The sequence below is a fragment of the Chitinophaga varians genome, from assembly GCF_014529945.1.
GTDB classification, from domain to species: domain Bacteria; phylum Bacteroidota; class Bacteroidia; order Chitinophagales; family Chitinophagaceae; genus Chitinophaga; species Chitinophaga varians.
Genome location: NZ_JACVFB010000003.1, coordinates 1043149 through 1060160 on the forward strand (window position 1 = coordinate 1043149; position 17012 = coordinate 1060160).

The window sequence follows — 17012 nt, forward strand, 5'->3', positions numbered from 1 at the left end:
TTGGGCTAAGTTGTTGTTCAAGATACCTCCATGCATAAAATCCAAATTATAGGGGTAACAACAAAAGGCCTTCATCGCCACAATATTCTCTGACTAATCTGCAAGGTCTAAAAGCAAACAGGGGCATCTGCTATTACAAGGGAGATATACAATATTCGCTTTACAATCCCAGGGCTAAGTTGTTGTTCAAGATACCTCCGTGCATAATATTCAAATTATAGGGGTAATAACAAAAGGCGTTCATCGCCACAATATTCTCTGACTAATCTGCAAGGTCTAAAAGCAAGCAGGGGCATCTGCTATTGTAAGGCGGATACAATATCCGCCCTATAATCCCTGGGCTAAAGCCCTGGGCTAAATTGTTGTTCAAAATACCTCCACGCATAAAATTCAAATTATAGGGTAACAACAAAAGGCCTTCATCGCCCCAATATTCTCTGACTAATCTGCAAGGTCTAAAAGCAAACAGGGGCATCTGCTATTGTAAGGCGGATACAATATCCGCCCTATAATCCCTGGGTGTTGTTCAAGATACCTCCATGCATGAAATTCAAATTATAGGGTAACAAAAAAAGGCCTTCATCGCCACAATATTCTCTGACTAATCTGCAAGGTCTAAAAGCAAAACAGGGGCATCTGCTATTGCAAGGGAGATATACAATATCCGCCTTACAATCCCAGGGCTAAAGCCCTGGGCAATGTTGTTGTTCAAGATACCTCCATGCATAGAATTCGAATATAGGGATACTAACAAACGGTATTCATCTCGAACAATCAGCAAATCCACCAGCAACCAAGGCCATGGGCAAGATCCACGGCAGCAACAGTGCCATCCAATACATACCTGGCATTGTGACGCACATGACTTGTCTATCGCAGGCTGAAACTTAAGAACGCTATCTCCTAATGAGCCTGAATAACATCGTAGCCCAGGGCTTCAGCCCTGGGTTTTATGGGTTTTATGGGTTTTATGGATTCATCGCTATCATAAATGGCTCCATCCTCCCTCAAGCCTCGTGAGCCGGCCTCCCTTAAGCCTCAATCCGTGCCGCGGACCGTTATATATGCACCCCCATTCTCACGGAAACGCCTATCTCAGAAAACCTGATATTTATCATGTAAGTAATTTTCATTTTTTTCTGAAAGTTTCGTAACTTTGATAAAAATTACCACTGGTACGGCATTTGAACTGCCGACAATATCAGAATGTTATAACGAGGCATGCCATATCCAATAAAATAAATAGATGAATTATGATCCAGCCTAATATTCCGGAATCAGCTCAACCGCGCGTAGTTATTGTAGGAGGAGGATTTGGAGGTATAAATCTCGCCAAGCAGCTGAAACATGCTCCGGTTCAGGTAGTATTATTAGACAGAAACAATTATCACCTCTTTCAACCGCTGCTTTATCAGGTATCTACGGCCGGCCTGGAACCCGACAGCATCGCTTTCCCGCTCAGAGGCATCTTCAGAAAACAGAAAAACCTCGTCTTCCGAATGGCGGAAGTGACCGGCATCAAAGCAACAGAAAATATACTGGAAACAGGTATCGGTAATATCCGCTACGACTACCTCGTCTTCGCCACCGGCAGCAATACCAATTTCTTCGGCAACAAAGCCATCGAAGACAATGCCATCGGCATGAAATCCCTGATCGAAGCAGTACAGATCAGAAACTATGTGGTGAAACAATTTGAGGAAAGTCTGCTGCTGAAAAACCAGGAAGAAATAAAACCGAAACTCAACTTCGTAATGGTAGGCGGCGGCCCCACCGGTGTGGAACTGGCAGGCGCTTTCGCTGAGTTACGGAAATATATTATGCCTAAAGACTATCCCGATCTGCCCCAATCCCTGATGAACGTTTACCTGATCGAAGCAGGCCCTAAGCTACTGGCTTCTTTCAGTGAAAAAACATCAGAACGCACCATGCATGCGCTGCAGGAATTGGGTGTAAAAGTGATGGTCAACACCGGCGTAAAAGAATATGATGGCCATACCATCACGCTCAGCAACGGCGAAACAATTGAATCACAGTCCCTCCTCTGGTCTGCCGGCGTGAAAGGCGTGCCCGTACAAGGTCTGCCACAAGACATCTTGTTACCTAACGGCCGCATTCTGGTCAATGAATTCAATCAGGTAAAAGGATACGAAAACGTATTTGCGATCGGCGATATCGCGCAAATGACCAACGACCCGCGCTTCCCGAAAGGATACCCGATGGTGGCCCAGGTGGCTATCCAACAAGGGAAAAACCTGGCGCACAATATCCGCCTCCTGCTGGAGAAAAAGACGCTGAAAGGTTTCTATTACAAAGACCTCGGCAGCATGGCCACCATCGGACGAAACAGGGCCGTGGCCGAATTCGCCAACATGCGCCTCAGCGGCTACTTCGCCTGGATAGTATGGATGATCGTTCACCTTATGAGCCTGCTCGGCTTCCGTAACAAACTAGTCGTATTCATCAACTGGTTCTATCGCTACTTCACCTACGAAAGAGGTACCCGCATCATCATCAAACGCGGCGCTGCCAACATTGTGAAGCTGCGACAAACAGTAGGCGTATAATCAAACAAGGTTGTTTTGTTGTTATATAAATAGGTGTTTTATTGTTAAAAATGCAAAAGACCTGATGAGCATATCATCAGGTCTTTGCTTTATAATTTATCTCAACCGGCTTACTTGCGGTTCAGAATAGAATTCAGGGTAACACTGGACACCAGCTCGTCTGCACGACCACCCAACGGACGGAAGTATAATAAAATCGTGTAGTTATTCTCCGTCTCCCACCAGTTGCCTTCTGTTAAATCGGTATTGATTTTTGCGTTAGGCACTGTTTTATCTACCAGCCCATAGATATAATTGTAGTACCCCTGCTTCAGGAACAATGTTCCTTCATAAGCCCGGCTGGCAGCATTGTAGCTCAACTTACTATTGCTGTTTAGCTCGTAGTCGGTCATCTCCCCCAAAATATACATATCATATCCGGCATAAGGTTCCGGGGAAGCAAAAGAAAAGTGCACCGATGCATAGTCACCTTCAAAATTCGGATCATAGTTGTCCAGCGTAGCGAGGTAGTACTTACCATTGATGTCTTTGATAAACTGATACACTTTATCAGCACGCTCCACATCTGTCACCGCAAAAACATCCGTACTGCTGGCGTGATATTCCGACCGGCTCACCCTTTCAGTCTGCAAACGGAAACTTCGCAGGTCTATCCACCGGAACTCTTTCCCCGCAGGAACAACACAATCCAGCTCCGCATTGTATTTGATCACATTACCATTGATAAACTGCGGCTTCAGATTGGTGAGCGCATTGTCCCAACGATAGTTTTGCAAAATCACCACTTTGATCTGATCAAAAGGATTCTGGATATTCAGGGAACCGGTATTGACCTCAAAATTTATCTTCTGATGGGTACGGAACAATTTGGGCGACACCGGCTGCTGGATAAATCCGGCGATACCGGCTTTTGATTCCATCACATACATACGGCGGGTAAAGGCCAGTTGAGTAGTGTCGCTGTCCAGATATACCTTTAGCAGATAGTTGCCTGATTTGATCGGGTAACTATTAGTGCCCGGCAGCTGCACACTATAATGCGTATACCGCTGCAACGCCACAGACGACATTTTGTAATTGAGGATCCTCGTTTCAGAAAACCCACGCATGTAATCAAACTGATTCACCTGAGCCGGTGTCCAGTCTGCGTTACAAAGGATAAAAGAATAGTAGTAGGTCTTCACATCATTGTCCATGTCATCAAAAGACAACTCCAGTTTCTCCCCTGTACCAATGGTATACATCGGCATACTCAGTGGATCGCCCTGCTGATTGAATTTGACGGACTTGATGTTGTTGTGGTAGATATGGTCCGGTGTAATGACATTTGCCTGCGCCACCACCCTGCCGGTAAACAGACAGGTTGCCAGGACCACCCATGAAAGAAAAGCTGCTGTACGCATACTGGCTATTTGGTTGTATTCAAGTTACGATTATTTGCTTATTTAGAGATTTGATTTTTGATTTCCTACATTTGCTTTAATCGAAATCAGTTCAATGGAATTATCTGCTTTTATTGCCAGAAGGATCGCTTTTAACAAAGCGTCCTCTTTTTCAAAGTTCATCATCAACATCGCTGTTGCTGCTACCGCAGTCAGCGTGGCGGTAATGATTCTGGCAACAGCCCTGGTCAACGGTTTTCAGCAGGTCATTCAGGATAAGATTTTCAGTTTCTGGGGGCATCTTCATGTCAATCAATACCAGCCCAATGCCGGCCCGCTGACAGAAGAAATCCCCTTCACCTCTACGCCTACCCTGATAGACAGCCTCAAAAGAGTACCCGGCGTGAAGTCCGTCTACCCCTATGCCACCAAATCAGCTATTATCAAGTCTGAAAAGGAAATCAACGGCATCATCTTCAAAGGAATAGACAAAAGCTACGACTGGCCACAGCTGCAACGGTTCATCCAGTCCGGCCGCCAGCCCCGCTTCAATGATACCAGCTATGCACCGGAAATTATGGTTTCCACCAACATGGCAAAAGACCTGCAGCTCAAGGTCGATGATAAAGTGATCATCTACTTTATTCAAGGTGGCGGGCTTCCGCCCCGCGCCCGCAAATTACAGGTTTCCGGCATCTTTAAAACCGGTATCGAAGAATATGATAAAACCTATGTTATCGGTGACCTGAACCTCGTTCGCCGGCTCAACGACTGGGCGCCCGCACAGGTAGGCGGTTATGAGATCATGCTTCAGGACTATCATAAGATGGACACTACCGCCCGCATCATCGATAACAGCGCACTCCCCGATCAACTCTTTACCCGCACCATCCGCGATATCTATCCCAATATTTTCGACTGGCTTCAGTTACAGAACCAGAATGAACTCATTATTATCGTGATCATGACGATCGTGGCCGTTATTAACATGATCACCGCTATCCTGATACTGATACTGGAACGGACCAACATGGTAGGCATCCTCAAAGCGCTGGGCATGCGTGACTGGAAAATCCAGAAAGTATTTGTGTTCCAGGCAGGCTACATCATCCTTATGGGTGTACTCATCGGCGACTTTTTCGGGCTGGGGCTGGCCTTTTTACAAAAGGCCACCGGCATCTTCAAACTCCCGGAAGAGTCCTACTACATGTCGGTGGCCGCTATCGATATCAGATGGCCGGAAATACTGCTGATCAATCTGGGTACCTTCGCCATCTGTTTGCTGGTACTACTGATTCCGTCCCTCATTATCCGGAAGATCACGCCGGTAAAAGCGATCCAGTTTAAATAACTTTATCTTCCGCTTTTCACGAAGTCACGCAGGTAACTGCATTGACCATACACTTCCTGGTACAGGCGTGTCTGTGAATAGTTGCTCCTCAATACCGGGAAATAACGGTTACGGACCAACGCCGCATAGTATTTATCACTGTCTTCCATCGGTGTCACGTGTTTCTGATAACAACGTGCGGCCATAAAGAAACATTTTGCCCTGAATTCAGGATCTGTAGCTGCCTGCGCCGCTTTCAGATAATAACCTTCCGCACCATAGGCGCCAAAATACTGCCGCGAAAAGGGATCTTTTTCACAGGCAGTGGTGTACCACAACGTAGACGGCCGGTAGCGGTTGACCAGGTTCCACGATCTGCCATAGTAAGTAATATTGAACAGCCCTGTCGCATATTCATAGTAAACTTTCGCGTCTACCGGCGATATTTTCATTTTTTCCTGTAAGGCCAACATCTTATCGCAGAACTGCAGCTGCGTGATCGCTTTAGGAAAGGCTTTCTCCGGGCCGTCGTCCGGACCGAAATCCTGAAACAGCTCTTTGAATACCAGGAAAGAAGCACTCATCTTGTTGGCTTTCCTAAACCACTGCTGTGCAGTTTTGAAATCATGCACACGCAGGTAACTTTCGCCGATGGCAGCATTTAAATCAACCGCCCTGGGGAAGAAGCTGGCCAGGTAATTCTCGTAAGGAGTTTTACCGGTAGATTTCATGAAGTTGTGCAATTGCAGCAGCTGTGCACTGTTCATCTCGTCACATATCTGGTCTGTCGCTGACTGGCCGGAGAGGAAATAATCATATACATTCAGGCTGTCACAACGGCCACGGACCAACGCTTCTTTTGCAAAGTCCTTTTGCAGATGGTATTTGGGCGCCAGTATGGCTCCCAGCAGGTTACGGTACGTTTTGCTGAAAAACCTGTCACGGCCGGTCTCCCACCATTCTCCCTGTCGCGGGGCTGCTGCCAGCTGGCCGTCCAGCCATTTAAAGGTACCCAGTAATTTATCTTCCAGTTCTTTGTCGATGGTTTTATGCTGGTTGATGTTGATCAACAAATTCACCACTTCCCACTGATTGCGGATCTCAGGTTCTTTGCTGTTTACTTTGTCCAGCTGCGCCCTCGCCACATCATAATCGCGGCACATGTAAGACAGGTAAGCGGAATTCACCTGCCAGAAGGCCAGGTCTTTCACTTTCCCTTTGTCGATCACACTGTTCATCCAGCCGACCAACGGGCGTATCTGCGTATTGACGATAGTATTCAGTTCAGGGGACAGATTCACCATACCGGCCATGGATACAGAATCGGTAGACGTGGAAACCACCCTGTCAAGGAACCGGGATTCCAGCTTGCTGATCTCACGGCCCATTAATACCGTCAGCGCCGGAGAGGCAGGATCGAACGCATACACTTTCTTCAGAGGCTCCAACGTGATCTCATCCTTCCTCATGCCATAAATAGCCGCTACCATGGCCTTTTCGCGATTGTCTTTACAAAGATGGTACACCGCTTCTTCCGGTGCGTTGCCCCATCTCATACTGGTATAACAGCTGACACGCAGGGCCGGTGCTTTGTCAAAAACACGGGAAAACAGATAAGCCCCTTGTATGGAATCGCCCATATGCTGTACTGCACCTGCTTTCAGCGCCAGCGCTTTGTAATACATCAGTGAAGAACCTCCCTTCTTAAACAGTTTATCGAAGGTAGTGACAGCATCTTCATACCGGCCACTATAGTGCAGCAGTCTTACCTGCTGCAGGGCATAACGTTCGCGGAGGTCTTTATTGCCGGTCTTCTCATACAGCTCAGCCGCCTCTTTCCCTAACGCCTCCATAGTAGGCATGTTGCGGGTAGGTGGGGTCCATGGATCGATCTGGCTTACAGACGGCTCACAGGTTTTGGCAAACAACAGATAACGGGCAGCCTCCTGATTACGGTCTTCCTGCAGAAACCGGGCAAAAGTATTGCTACGTGCGCTGTCGGGCAGGGAAGCGGTGCTGCGGGTAGCCACTGCAGACATCTCGTCTTTGGTATACGTGTAGATATACTGCCGGATATCAGCGGCTGTCGCCTTATCGCCGGTAAACCGCTGCCAGTCGCTCACATTCACTTCTGTTTCCGAAGGTGTGGTGGCTTCATCATAAAAAGTACTCATGCCGGTATAATAAAACGGCTCATACCCTTTCCCAGACTGATAAGGATTAAAAAAGGAGATGTAATAATCATAGGGATCCGCATCCGGCCCACAGGACAGGGTGTAGATCACATTGCCAAACATCACGGCACAAAAGCTAATGGAAAAAACGATAAATTTTTTGTAGTTCATCCAACGGATAATTATGAAGGGTTACTGAATCCAAATGATAAAAAATAACGACAGGGTCATAGTCCTGTCGTTGCCGGGCCACCATACGGGACACTGTTTCCAGCATAGCAGGCTCGCTGGTTTCACGGCGCACCACATTACCTGCTTTTAACAGGTAACCATTTACCACGCTGTCTTTTAAAACAGTGTAAACGTATTTCCCGGACGATGCAAACAGTGCCGTGTCTTGCAGGTCCGCCTCTCTGATATTACGGAGGATGCCGGCATAACGGCCATCTCTGAACAATACAGACCAGTCGAACAATGGTAAAGCAATGTCCAAAGGTACCGGATAAGCGGATACCCTGTCGTTGCCGATATAAGATTTCATGGTGTTTTCATCCAGAATGGAGTTATGATCTCCCGGCTTTCGCAAATCACCCATATTGTAACACATCAGCAACCCTTTGTCTACCGGCGGCACGCCGCTGTTGATCAGGAATTTCACCTGATGCATGCGGATAGTGGCTGACAGCTGACGATGACGGAAAAAAGACTGCTCGCGCAGCTGTTGCAAAAAAGCAAAATAGATGTCCCGGGAAGTGCGTGTCCAGTCGCAATCGATCTGTATTTCCGGAATACGGCCGGCAGGAATCTGCTGGCACAACTGCTCCAGCAGCCGGTTGATATTGGTGGCGAGAGCGGTATCCGGCTTGCTCCATACTTCGTTCACAATAAACACTACCGGGATAATATCAATGCTGTCGGGCAGCGGCGTCTGCTCGCGCAGCATCGCTACCGGTATGGGTTTGCCGGTCCCGGGATCAACATCTGTATCAAACATTTTCACGTACAGCCGCTTAGCCGGCAACCTACGCAGGTATTGCATCTCGTTGGCATTACCTGTCCATGTCTGTTTCCAATAATAAAAAGCAGGAGTGATCTGTCGCGGCGCGGGACGTTGGCAGGCGAAACACAGTATCAACAAACACAAAAACAGATATCGGGGCATTACGGTCAATTAAATCAATAATCTGCCACAGATAATACCGGCGGCTACGGCGGCATTCAGGGATTCGGCGCCTCCCAGGCGCGGGATGGTGATGCGATGGGTGGCCTGGGCGATGGTTTCTTCTGTCAGCCCCCGGCCCTCATTACCGATCAGGATAATTCCTTCACGGAGGGTGGAGAAGCGGGTAATGTCTTCCCCATGCAGGGTGGCGGCATAGGAAGGCAGTTTACTTTCCTCCAGCAGCTTCCGGATATCCATTTCTTTCACCTGTACCCGGGCAATACTGCCCATAGTGGCTTGTATGGTTTTAGGATTATACACGTCCACGCAATCCGGAGACACGATGAGCTGCCGGATACCAAACCAGTCGGCTATACGAATCAGCGTACCCATGTTACCGGGGTCCTGGATCGCTTCCAGGGCCAGTACCACCGTACCTTCAGGCGGAAGCCCGCTATCTGCCGGTGGCATATCCAGCAGGGCCATGGCGTTGTTCGGCGTGGTAAGCGCCGATAGTTGTTTCAGAACTGCATTATCCACTTCCTTTACAGCATCTGCCGGCAAACGGTCCAGTAGCTGGCTATGCTGAAGCAACCATGCGCTGGTGGCATAAACGGCTTTCACTGGCATGCCCGCCTGTAGTAGCTCCTGTACGATCTTATCTCCCTCCGCAATATACTGGCTGGATTTTTGACGGTTTTTTTTGTGCTGTAATGATTGAATATATTTAATTTGCGCCTTTGACAACATGAGGCCAAACCTACACGATTTCTTTTAATCAGCCAAGAAACAGGCTGCCGGAGGTAGGGTTCAGTATTACCATTTAAAATATTATAACGTTTTCGCCCGTGATGCAGCCGCCACCCAATTCAAGGACTTCTTTGCTGAGATATTTGCTGCTACTGGTTGGAATACTGGCTTTGGGCGCATGTTCCAATACCAAATACCTGCAACAGGACCAGACCTTGTATGTCAGCAGCACTGTAAATGTAAAAGGCGATATCCTCAATTCAGAAAAACAGGATATCCGCAGCTCCCTGTCTTCCAAGTCCCTGATGACCCAGCAGCCCAACAAAAAACTGCTGGCCACCCGTATTAAGGTATGGCTCTACAATCAGAAGTATAACGAGAAAAAATCCAGCTGGTTCTGGAACATGGTGCTCTCCAAAAGAAACATGGAAGCGCCGGTGGTCTACGATTCCGCCAAAACAAAGGAGTCTATCTCCCGCATGACCAGCTACCTGCATAACCAGGGCTTCTTCTATGCCACCGTGACAGCTGAACCCAGCGAAAAACGGCATAAAACCAGCGTCAACTATAATGTAAACACCGGCCGCAACTTCGTACTCGATAAAATCACTTACGAAGTGCCCGACTCCAATATTCTGGCTGTAGTGCAGGCCAATCAAAACCTCTCGCTCCTGAAAAAAGGTATCGCCTACAAATCCGCTACCTTATCGTCCGAAAGGGAAAGGCTCACCCGCATTATCCGCGACGCCGGCTACTACAAATTTGGCCGCGATGCTATCGAATTTGAAGTCGATACCCTCAATAAAGCCCTGTTCCGCAACTCCCTCAACCCCTTTGAAGGATTTGTGAACATCTTCACGGAAAACAAAGGCCGCGAAAAACCCACGATGGACGTGGAAGTAAGGATCAAAAACCCGGAAGACTCGGCCAACGCTACCTGGCAACGGTACCATATCAGCAAAATATACGCGTACCCCGACTTCCCGCTCAATGGCAATCCCAACGACTCCACCCTGAAGGAAGACAACCGCAAATACATTACCATCCGTTCACATCAGGATATCCTGAAACCTAAAACACTCTCCAAATCCATCCTGCTGAGACCCGGAGAAACTTACTCCCTGCAGCAGTACAACAATACGGTTAACAAACTGTACGACCTGGGCGTCTGGCAGTTCGTTACCCTGCAATACAAGGAAAACAAGGATACCGCACACGGACTGGACGCCTATCTGTTCCTGACGCCCCGCCGTAAACAGGAACTGGGCGTCAACTTCGAGTTGAGTAACAGTTCCGACTATACGTTAGGCTCCGGTGTCAGCCTCAACTACAGACACATCAACCTCGCTAAAAGCGCTACCCAGCTAAGTATGAGCCTCAATACCGGCATCGAACTGGTGAATAAACCAGCCGAAGGATGGGTGTTGCAATCGAGAGAGTTTGGCGGAGAGATGAGCTTTACCTGGCCCCGGTTTGCACTTCCGTTCAATATCCGGCAGGCCGCCCGGTCCAATGTAAAAACCAGGCTTACTTTCGGCGCCAACTTTCTATCACGTATCGAGAAATTCGACATCACCAGTATCAACCTCTCCTATGGCTACGACTGGAATGAAAGCCTGTACAAACGCTGGATAGTAAAACCATTCACCCTCAACTATGTGGGGGTAAACCTTGATCCTAACTTTAAAGCTTCAACTGTAGACCCCAACCCATACCTGAAACGCAGCTTTGAGCCGGCACTGATCGGTGGGGAAAGTGTTTCGTTCATTTACAGCAACAATGACCTGCTGCACCAACGGCACTACAGCTACTTCAGGGCTAATATCGAAGAATCAGGATTGTGGCTGAATGGTATCAACAGTCTGGTGGATATGGCGACCGGCAAAAGATCAAATATTGAATCTCTCACCAAAGTAAATATTTCCAATTTTGTGAAGATGGAGGCCGATTACCGTCACTATTGGCGGCTGGGCGTTCATAGCGGGTTGGCAACAAGGTTATATGCAGGTGTGGGTATCCCTTACAGCTCTTCCAGCGTGTTGCCTTACGTAAGGCAGTTTACCTCCGGCGGGCCCAATAGCATCCGCGCTTTCCGTTTACGTACACTGGGCCCCGGCTCTTACAAAGACACCTCTTCCAGTGCGCAGATATTCCCGGACCAAACCGGCGATATGAAACTGGAAGGCAACGTGGAATACCGTTTCGATCTGTTACGAATGTTTGGCGGCACCATCAACCTTAAAGGCGCCACCTTCCTCGATATGGGCAATATCTGGATGATCAAGAAAGATCTTACCAGGCCCGGCTCCGAATTCCGCTTCGATCAGCTCTATCACGATCTGGCCATCGGTACCGGCGCCGGCCTGAGACTGGATTTCTCCTTCTTCCTGATCCGCCTCGACTGGGGTATCCCGCTGAAAGTACCTTATTACACCGACAGCAAAAACGGTTGGTACATCAGCGAGTGGGACCTGGGAAACAGCAGATGGCGCAGGAACAATATTATCTGGAATATCGCTATTGGTTATCCGTTTTAGGCGCGCTGTTAGCAGATATGAATGCGTCCATGTCGATCGCTTCTTCCAGCCTGAAAGCACCGATGCGGGTACGGCATAAGCTGCTCAGATAGGCTCCGCAGCCTAATGCAGCGCCATAATCGTTGGCCAGGGAACGTATATACGTGCCCGTGCTGCATACCACGCGGAAGTGCACAACAGGCAATTCTATTTTAGTGATCTCAAATTCGGAGATTGTGATCTTACGGGGCTCCACTTTCACGTCCACCCCTTTTCTGGCCAGCAGATAAATGGGTTTACCGTTTTGTTTAATGGCGGAGTGGATCGGCGGCAGCTGCATAATCTCCCCTAAAAAGCCTTCGGTAGCGGCTTTCAGGGCAGCCTCATCTATACCGGTAATCTCTTTGAAATTCTCCGGTTCAGATTCCTTGTCGAAAGTAGGAGTGGTAGCACCGAGGGTAAAGGTACCGGTGTACTCTTTCTCCTGAGCCTGGTATTCGTTGATCTTTTTGGTCATTTTACCGGTGCAGCAGATCAGCAATCCGGTAGCCAGCGGGTCTAAGGTGCCGGCATGCCCTATTTTGGCTTTGGTTAAATTTCTTATTTTGCGTACTACATCAAAGGAAGTCCATGTCAGCGGTTTATTAACCAGTATTACAGCTCCTTCCTGGTATTTCGTCTTATCGGTTGTTTGCATCCCGCAAAGATAGCTAAATCACGTTTAGCGCACCATATCCTGACTAACTACCGGTTATATAGTAAAATATTATAACCAATAACTATTAAAAGCTTGAAGCTTTTGCATAAATTCACGCAATTTTGCTAACATGTCATTAGAACACCATAAGAATGCTACGCTCCGTTATCAGCAACAGGTAGACAACTCCCGCGATTACGTGGTGCCATTTATCCAGCAGGAATTTCCGCAGCTGGAAGGCCTGCGTGTCATGGAAGTGGGCTGTGGTGAGGGCGGTGTGCTCACACCTTTGCTGGAAAAAGGCTGCCACTGTGTGGGAGTAGACCTGGCGCCGGCCAGGATAGAACTGGCCAGAAGTTTTCTGGGGAAATATGAAACGACCGGACAACTGAAGCTGATTGCCAAAAATATTTATGATGTTGATTTTCTGGGAGAATTCCGCAACTCTTTCGATGTGATCATCCTCAAAGACGCCATCGAACATATACCCGACCAGGAGAAGATCGTAGGCCACCTCAAACAGCTGCTCACGCCACGCGGACAGGTATACTTTGGGTTTCCGCCCTGGTATATGCCTCATGGCGGACACCAGCAGATCTGTCATAATAAATTCCTGAGCATGGTGCCTTATATCCACCTGCTGCCTAAACCAGTTTACCGTGGCGTGCTCCGGATGTTCGGGGAAGAAAACGATATCGTTCAGGAGCTGATGGATGTGAAGTCCACCGGCATCTCCATCGAACGGTTCGAGCGAATCGTAAAACGTCAGGGCTATAAAATTACACAGCGCCGCTTTTACCTGATCAATCCCATTTACAAATACAAGTTCAATGTCAGCGCCCGTGAGCAGTGGAAGCCGGTGTCGGCCATCCCCTATGTGCGCGATTTTGTGACGACGTGTATGTATTATATGATCAAACCGGTATAATGCTCGCGAGCTCGCTGGGCTCACGCAAAGGCGCAAAGCAGCAAAGACGCAAAGATTTTTTAAGTTTTAAATAAGAAAGCAAAGGAGCGAAGATCAACATTAAATCTTCGCTCCTTTGCTTTCTTTGTTTTCTTATTTATTGCCTTTGCGTCTTTGCTGCTTTGCGCCTTTGCGTGAACCCGGCGAGGGCTATGCATTCCAGATATCCCACGAAGCCTCCGCCTGCAGGATCAGCATCTCATGGCCGTTTTTGATAACCGCGCCCTGTGCAGCGCCTTTCTGCAGAAAGAGCGTTTCCGCCGGATTATACACCAGATCATACAACAGATGACGGGAGGTGATGTATTCGTAAGGAATATCCGGACAGGCGTCGACGTTAGGATACATTCCCAGCGGCGTGGTATTGATGATCAACGTGTAAGTCTCCATGGTGGCCTGGTCCAGCGAATGATAGGCCACCGTCCCGTTAGCGGGCGTACGGCTGGCCACCAGATAGTCGATGTTTATTTCCTGCAAAGCATACATCACTGCTTTGGCCGCACCGCCGGTACCCAGTACAAGCGCTTTGTGGTGATGCGGTTGCAGCAAAGGCTGCAGGGAATCGCGAAACCCGATCACATCGGTATTAAAGCCTTTCTTTTTACCGTCTTTAAACCGGATACAGTTGACCGCACCAATTTGGGAGGCAGCATCGCTGAGCTCATCGAGGTAAGGGATCACCTGTTCTTTGTAGGGAATGGTGACATTCAGGCCGCACAGGTCCGGATGCTGTGCCAGCAATGCCGGGAACTCAGTGATAGCAGGTATCGGGAAGGTTTCATACTGATGCCCGGCAATATGTTCTTCTTCAAATTTTTTGGTAAAAAAACCTTTGGAGAAAGAGTGGCTGAGCGGATACCCAATAAGGCCGTATGTTTTCATGTGTTGTTTTTTAAAAAAGAAGAGACCTGATTATTTAGAATGTTTTGTTGCATCATAAATAATCAGGTCTCTCATATATCATTCCTTTACGGAATTATTCTTTGTCGAGAAACAGGTGGAAGGTATCGCCTCTCAGGCCAACGCGCATCGCTTCGAGGGAGATCACTTCATTAGGGGCGAGGTTGCCGAGGTTGGCGTTGCAGCCTACCAGTTCCAGGAAGTAGAGCTGTTGCGCTTTCTGTGGTGCTTCCCAGATGATTTTTTCCGCCGGGATCTGGGTCAGGATTTCCTGTACCAGGCCTTCACGTACTTCACCGGTACCGCGGTAGATCCCTACGTTACCGCTTTCGCGGGCTTCTGCGATCACATAGGTAGCGCCGGCAGACAGTTCCGCTCTCATTAATTCGATCCATTTATAGGGAGGAATAATATGTTCCGCGTCTTTGGAGCCTACTTCACTCAATACGAGGCCGATTTTGGACAGTTTTTCGATATAGCCGCATTTTTCCGCATGCGGGATGATGATAGAACCATCAGACACCTCCATGTAACTGATACCGTAATCTTGCACCAGCTTCACATATTCATCAAACTGGTTACGGATGAGAAACGCTTCAAATAAAGTACCGCCAAAATATACCGGAATGTTGGCCGACTGGTAAAGCTCAATTTTTGCGCGCAGGTTGGGCGTGACAAACGCAGTACCAAAGCCGAGTTTCAGGATATCCACGTGAGGTCCCGACGCCGATAAAAAATTTCTTGCTTCTTCCAAACTAAGCCCCTTGTCCATCACCATGGTAAGCCCATGGGTGCGGGGTTTCTTCGTCCTTTCCGGGATTTGTGTCAGATTAAAATTCATTTGAAATATTTTTATCTTCTTATTGGTCAGTAAAACACATACTATTTTTCACCCGGGCAAGTTGGGATAGTGTAGCTGCAATTTTAGTAACCGGAAATACAATGGCTTATGTCCATGACAATTTAAAAAGCCGGCGCAAAAATAAGAAGACTATACTTTATTTTAAAAGTAAATAACATTGGTTAACGTTTCTTGCGGTATTGACCGATCAGGTCTACCACACTCACATGTTGTAAAATGGCGGGGTCCAGCTCCACCAGCTTCTTGAGGGCCTTGGGAGCCTGCTGCAGCGCGGTTTCCAGGTGCAGCAGTCCTTCTTTGGTCTTACCCTGCGCTATCAGGATAGCGGCCCGGTAGTATTGGAATACCGGTTTACGGCCGGCTTTTTCTTCAGCGGCGGCCAGCTGATCGAGCGCTTCTTCCAGAAAACCAAATACATACAAGCCTTTTACAAGCTCCTGCCACGGCTGCACGCTCTTTGGACGGATACGCACCGCATTCACGAAATAAAGCAGTGCGTCTTTCTCCTTGCCCAGCTGCAGGTAACATTCGCCGAGGCTCATATTGTATTCTGCGCTCTGTTTGTTTATTTTCAATGCGTTAAGCAGTGATTTGGCGGCATTGTCCCAGTTTTCCTCCATCATATAGGCCACGGCAATCTTGTAAAACAGCTTGTCGTCGTTGGGGCTCAGATGGGAAGCTTTCCGGTAGTAATAACGGGCCTGCGTATACTTGCGCTGCCGCTCATAACAATGTCCGATAGCCTCATAGATCACATCTTCCGGTTTGGCTATCTCCAGATGCTTCTGCAACACTTCAATGGCATCGGCATACTTACGTAAACGGATATAGGCATCGCCCATGTTACGATAGGCGTAGTCAAACTTCTCGTCAATGGCTACTGCATACTGATAAGCATCTATCGCTTTCTCGTACAGTTTCAGCCCCTGATAGGCAGTACCCAGGTTAAACCACGCCAGGTGATTAAACGGATGCTCATCTATGATCCAGGTATGTAACCGGATACTTTCTTCGTTTCTGCCGGTAAACTCGGTCCAGAAGCAGATCTTGTGCAACGCTTCCTCGTTATTGGGATCATGTTCCAGTGCCATTTTCAGGCAATCGAACACTTTCTCAAACTCTTCCCAGTCATCATATACGTCAGCCAGCTCCAGCAACAATTCCGTCTTGTCTTCTCCCTCAAACTGGTCAATCTGTTCATTCAGTACGTCCGCAGCCTTCTGATGCTGGTTCAGCGCCAGATATACGTCGGTCTGCAGGATATACAAATTGATATCGTTGCGGTCCAGCAAAGCGGCTTTGTCCAGTAAATGAAGGGCTTCTTTGTACTTTTTGGTTTCTATCAGTAAGTTGGCTTTTTTCAGAAGAAGTGCGGAAGAATAAGGAAACTGCTCTATGGCTATTTCGGCGGCCTGCAATGCAATCGGCATTTCATCCTGCTCGTCATAATAGTCTATGATCTGCTCAAATGAGTCCTCGTCCAGAAAAGAGTGAGATTTACCCGCCCTCAGATTTTCAAACTGCTGCAACAAGTCTCTCAGATCATCAAAATCCTCGTTTAAAAAAGAAAAATCTTTACTCATTAATGTAAATATAAGACTTTTATGTATCCACCAATTCGCAGTATTTAAAACCGTTTATAAATTTTTTAACATTTTATTAAGAATTTATTGTAATTTGCGTTAAGGATTTGTTATATAATAGA

Annotated in this window: 12 protein-coding genes; 4 read left to right on the forward strand and 8 right to left on the reverse strand. The window is 47.8% G+C overall.

The genetic code is table 11. The features are described 5' to 3' along the window. Nucleotides 1–1253: 1253 nt before the first annotated feature. Complete coding sequence (locus tag ICL55_RS18655; protein ID WP_188099984.1) at nt 1254–2567, forward strand: NAD(P)/FAD-dependent oxidoreductase; 1314 nt, start codon at nt 1254–1256, stop codon at nt 2565–2567. A 110-nt stretch (nt 2568–2677) separates the two neighbouring features. Here ICL55_RS18655 and ICL55_RS18660 read toward each other — a convergent pair whose 3' ends face one another. Continuing rightward, entirely contained in the window at nt 2678–3970 is a 1293-nt protein-coding gene (locus ICL55_RS18660; RefSeq protein ID WP_188099986.1) for a type IX secretion system plug protein, read from the reverse strand. Nucleotides 3971–4064: 94 nt separating this feature from the next. Between ICL55_RS18660 and ICL55_RS18665 the strand changes: the two genes are divergently transcribed. Beyond that, nucleotides 4065–5300 carry an ABC transporter permease gene (locus ICL55_RS18665; protein WP_188099988.1) on the forward strand — a complete coding sequence of 412 codons (1236 nt, stop codon included), beginning with the start codon at nt 4065–4067 and terminating at the stop codon, nt 5298–5300. A gap of 2 nt (nt 5301–5302) precedes the next feature. Here the strand turns inward: ICL55_RS18665 and ICL55_RS18670 are convergent, their stop codons facing one another. The 3 genes from ICL55_RS18670 to ICL55_RS18680 are packed head-to-tail and all read right to left on the reverse strand — an operon-like array spanning nt 5303 to nt 9365. After that, entirely contained in the window at nt 5303–7624 is a 2322-nt protein-coding gene (locus ICL55_RS18670; protein ID WP_188099990.1) for a hypothetical protein, read from the reverse strand. After that, nucleotides 7590–8615, reverse strand: a complete 1026-nt coding sequence (locus ICL55_RS18675; RefSeq protein WP_188099992.1) for a hypothetical protein — start codon at nt 8613–8615, stop codon at nt 7590–7592. Before ICL55_RS18675 ends, ICL55_RS18670 begins: the two co-directional genes overlap by 35 nt. Nucleotides 8616–8624: 9 nt before the next feature. Then, nucleotides 8625–9365 carry a TrmH family RNA methyltransferase gene (locus tag ICL55_RS18680; protein WP_188099995.1) on the reverse strand — a complete coding sequence of 247 codons (741 nt, stop codon included), beginning with the start codon at nt 9363–9365 and terminating at the stop codon, nt 8625–8627. Nucleotides 9366–9496: 131 nt separating this feature from the next. On the opposite strand from ICL55_RS18680, the gene tamL reads away from it, so the two are divergent. Further along, nucleotides 9497–11902: a translocation and assembly module lipoprotein TamL gene (gene tamL, locus ICL55_RS18685; RefSeq protein ID WP_188099998.1), complete on the forward strand. Its 2406-nt coding sequence runs from the start codon at nt 9497–9499 to the stop codon at nt 11900–11902. On the opposite strand, the gene truB is transcribed toward tamL, so the two are convergent. Continuing rightward, a complete protein-coding gene (gene truB / locus ICL55_RS18690; RefSeq protein ID WP_188100000.1) occupies nt 11883–12578 on the reverse strand; it encodes a tRNA pseudouridine(55) synthase TruB in 696 nt (231 codons plus the stop codon). The two genes, tamL and truB, sit on opposite strands and share 20 nt — an antisense overlap. 130 nt (nt 12579–12708) lie before the next feature. Between truB and ICL55_RS18695 the strand changes: the two genes are divergently transcribed. After that, nucleotides 12709–13506 carry a class I SAM-dependent methyltransferase gene (locus ICL55_RS18695; RefSeq protein WP_188100002.1) on the forward strand — a complete coding sequence of 266 codons (798 nt, stop codon included), beginning with the start codon at nt 12709–12711 and terminating at the stop codon, nt 13504–13506. A gap of 189 nt (nt 13507–13695) precedes the next feature. Here ICL55_RS18695 and ICL55_RS18700 read toward each other — a convergent pair whose 3' ends face one another. The 3 genes from ICL55_RS18700 to ICL55_RS18710 form a co-directional block, all read right to left on the reverse strand. After that, on the reverse strand, nt 13696–14427 hold the full coding sequence (locus ICL55_RS18700) for a shikimate dehydrogenase family protein (RefSeq protein WP_188100004.1): 732 nt from the start codon (nt 14425–14427) through the stop codon (nt 13696–13698). Nucleotides 14428–14521: 94 nt separating this feature from the next. Further along, nucleotides 14522–15286, reverse strand: coding sequence for a phosphosulfolactate synthase (locus ICL55_RS18705; RefSeq protein WP_188100006.1), 765 nt, complete (start codon nt 15284–15286; stop codon nt 14522–14524). 182 nt (nt 15287–15468) lie between these two features. Further along, entirely contained in the window at nt 15469–16890 is a 1422-nt protein-coding gene (locus tag ICL55_RS18710; protein WP_188100008.1) for a tetratricopeptide repeat protein, read from the reverse strand. Nucleotides 16891–17012 lie beyond the last annotated feature (122 nt).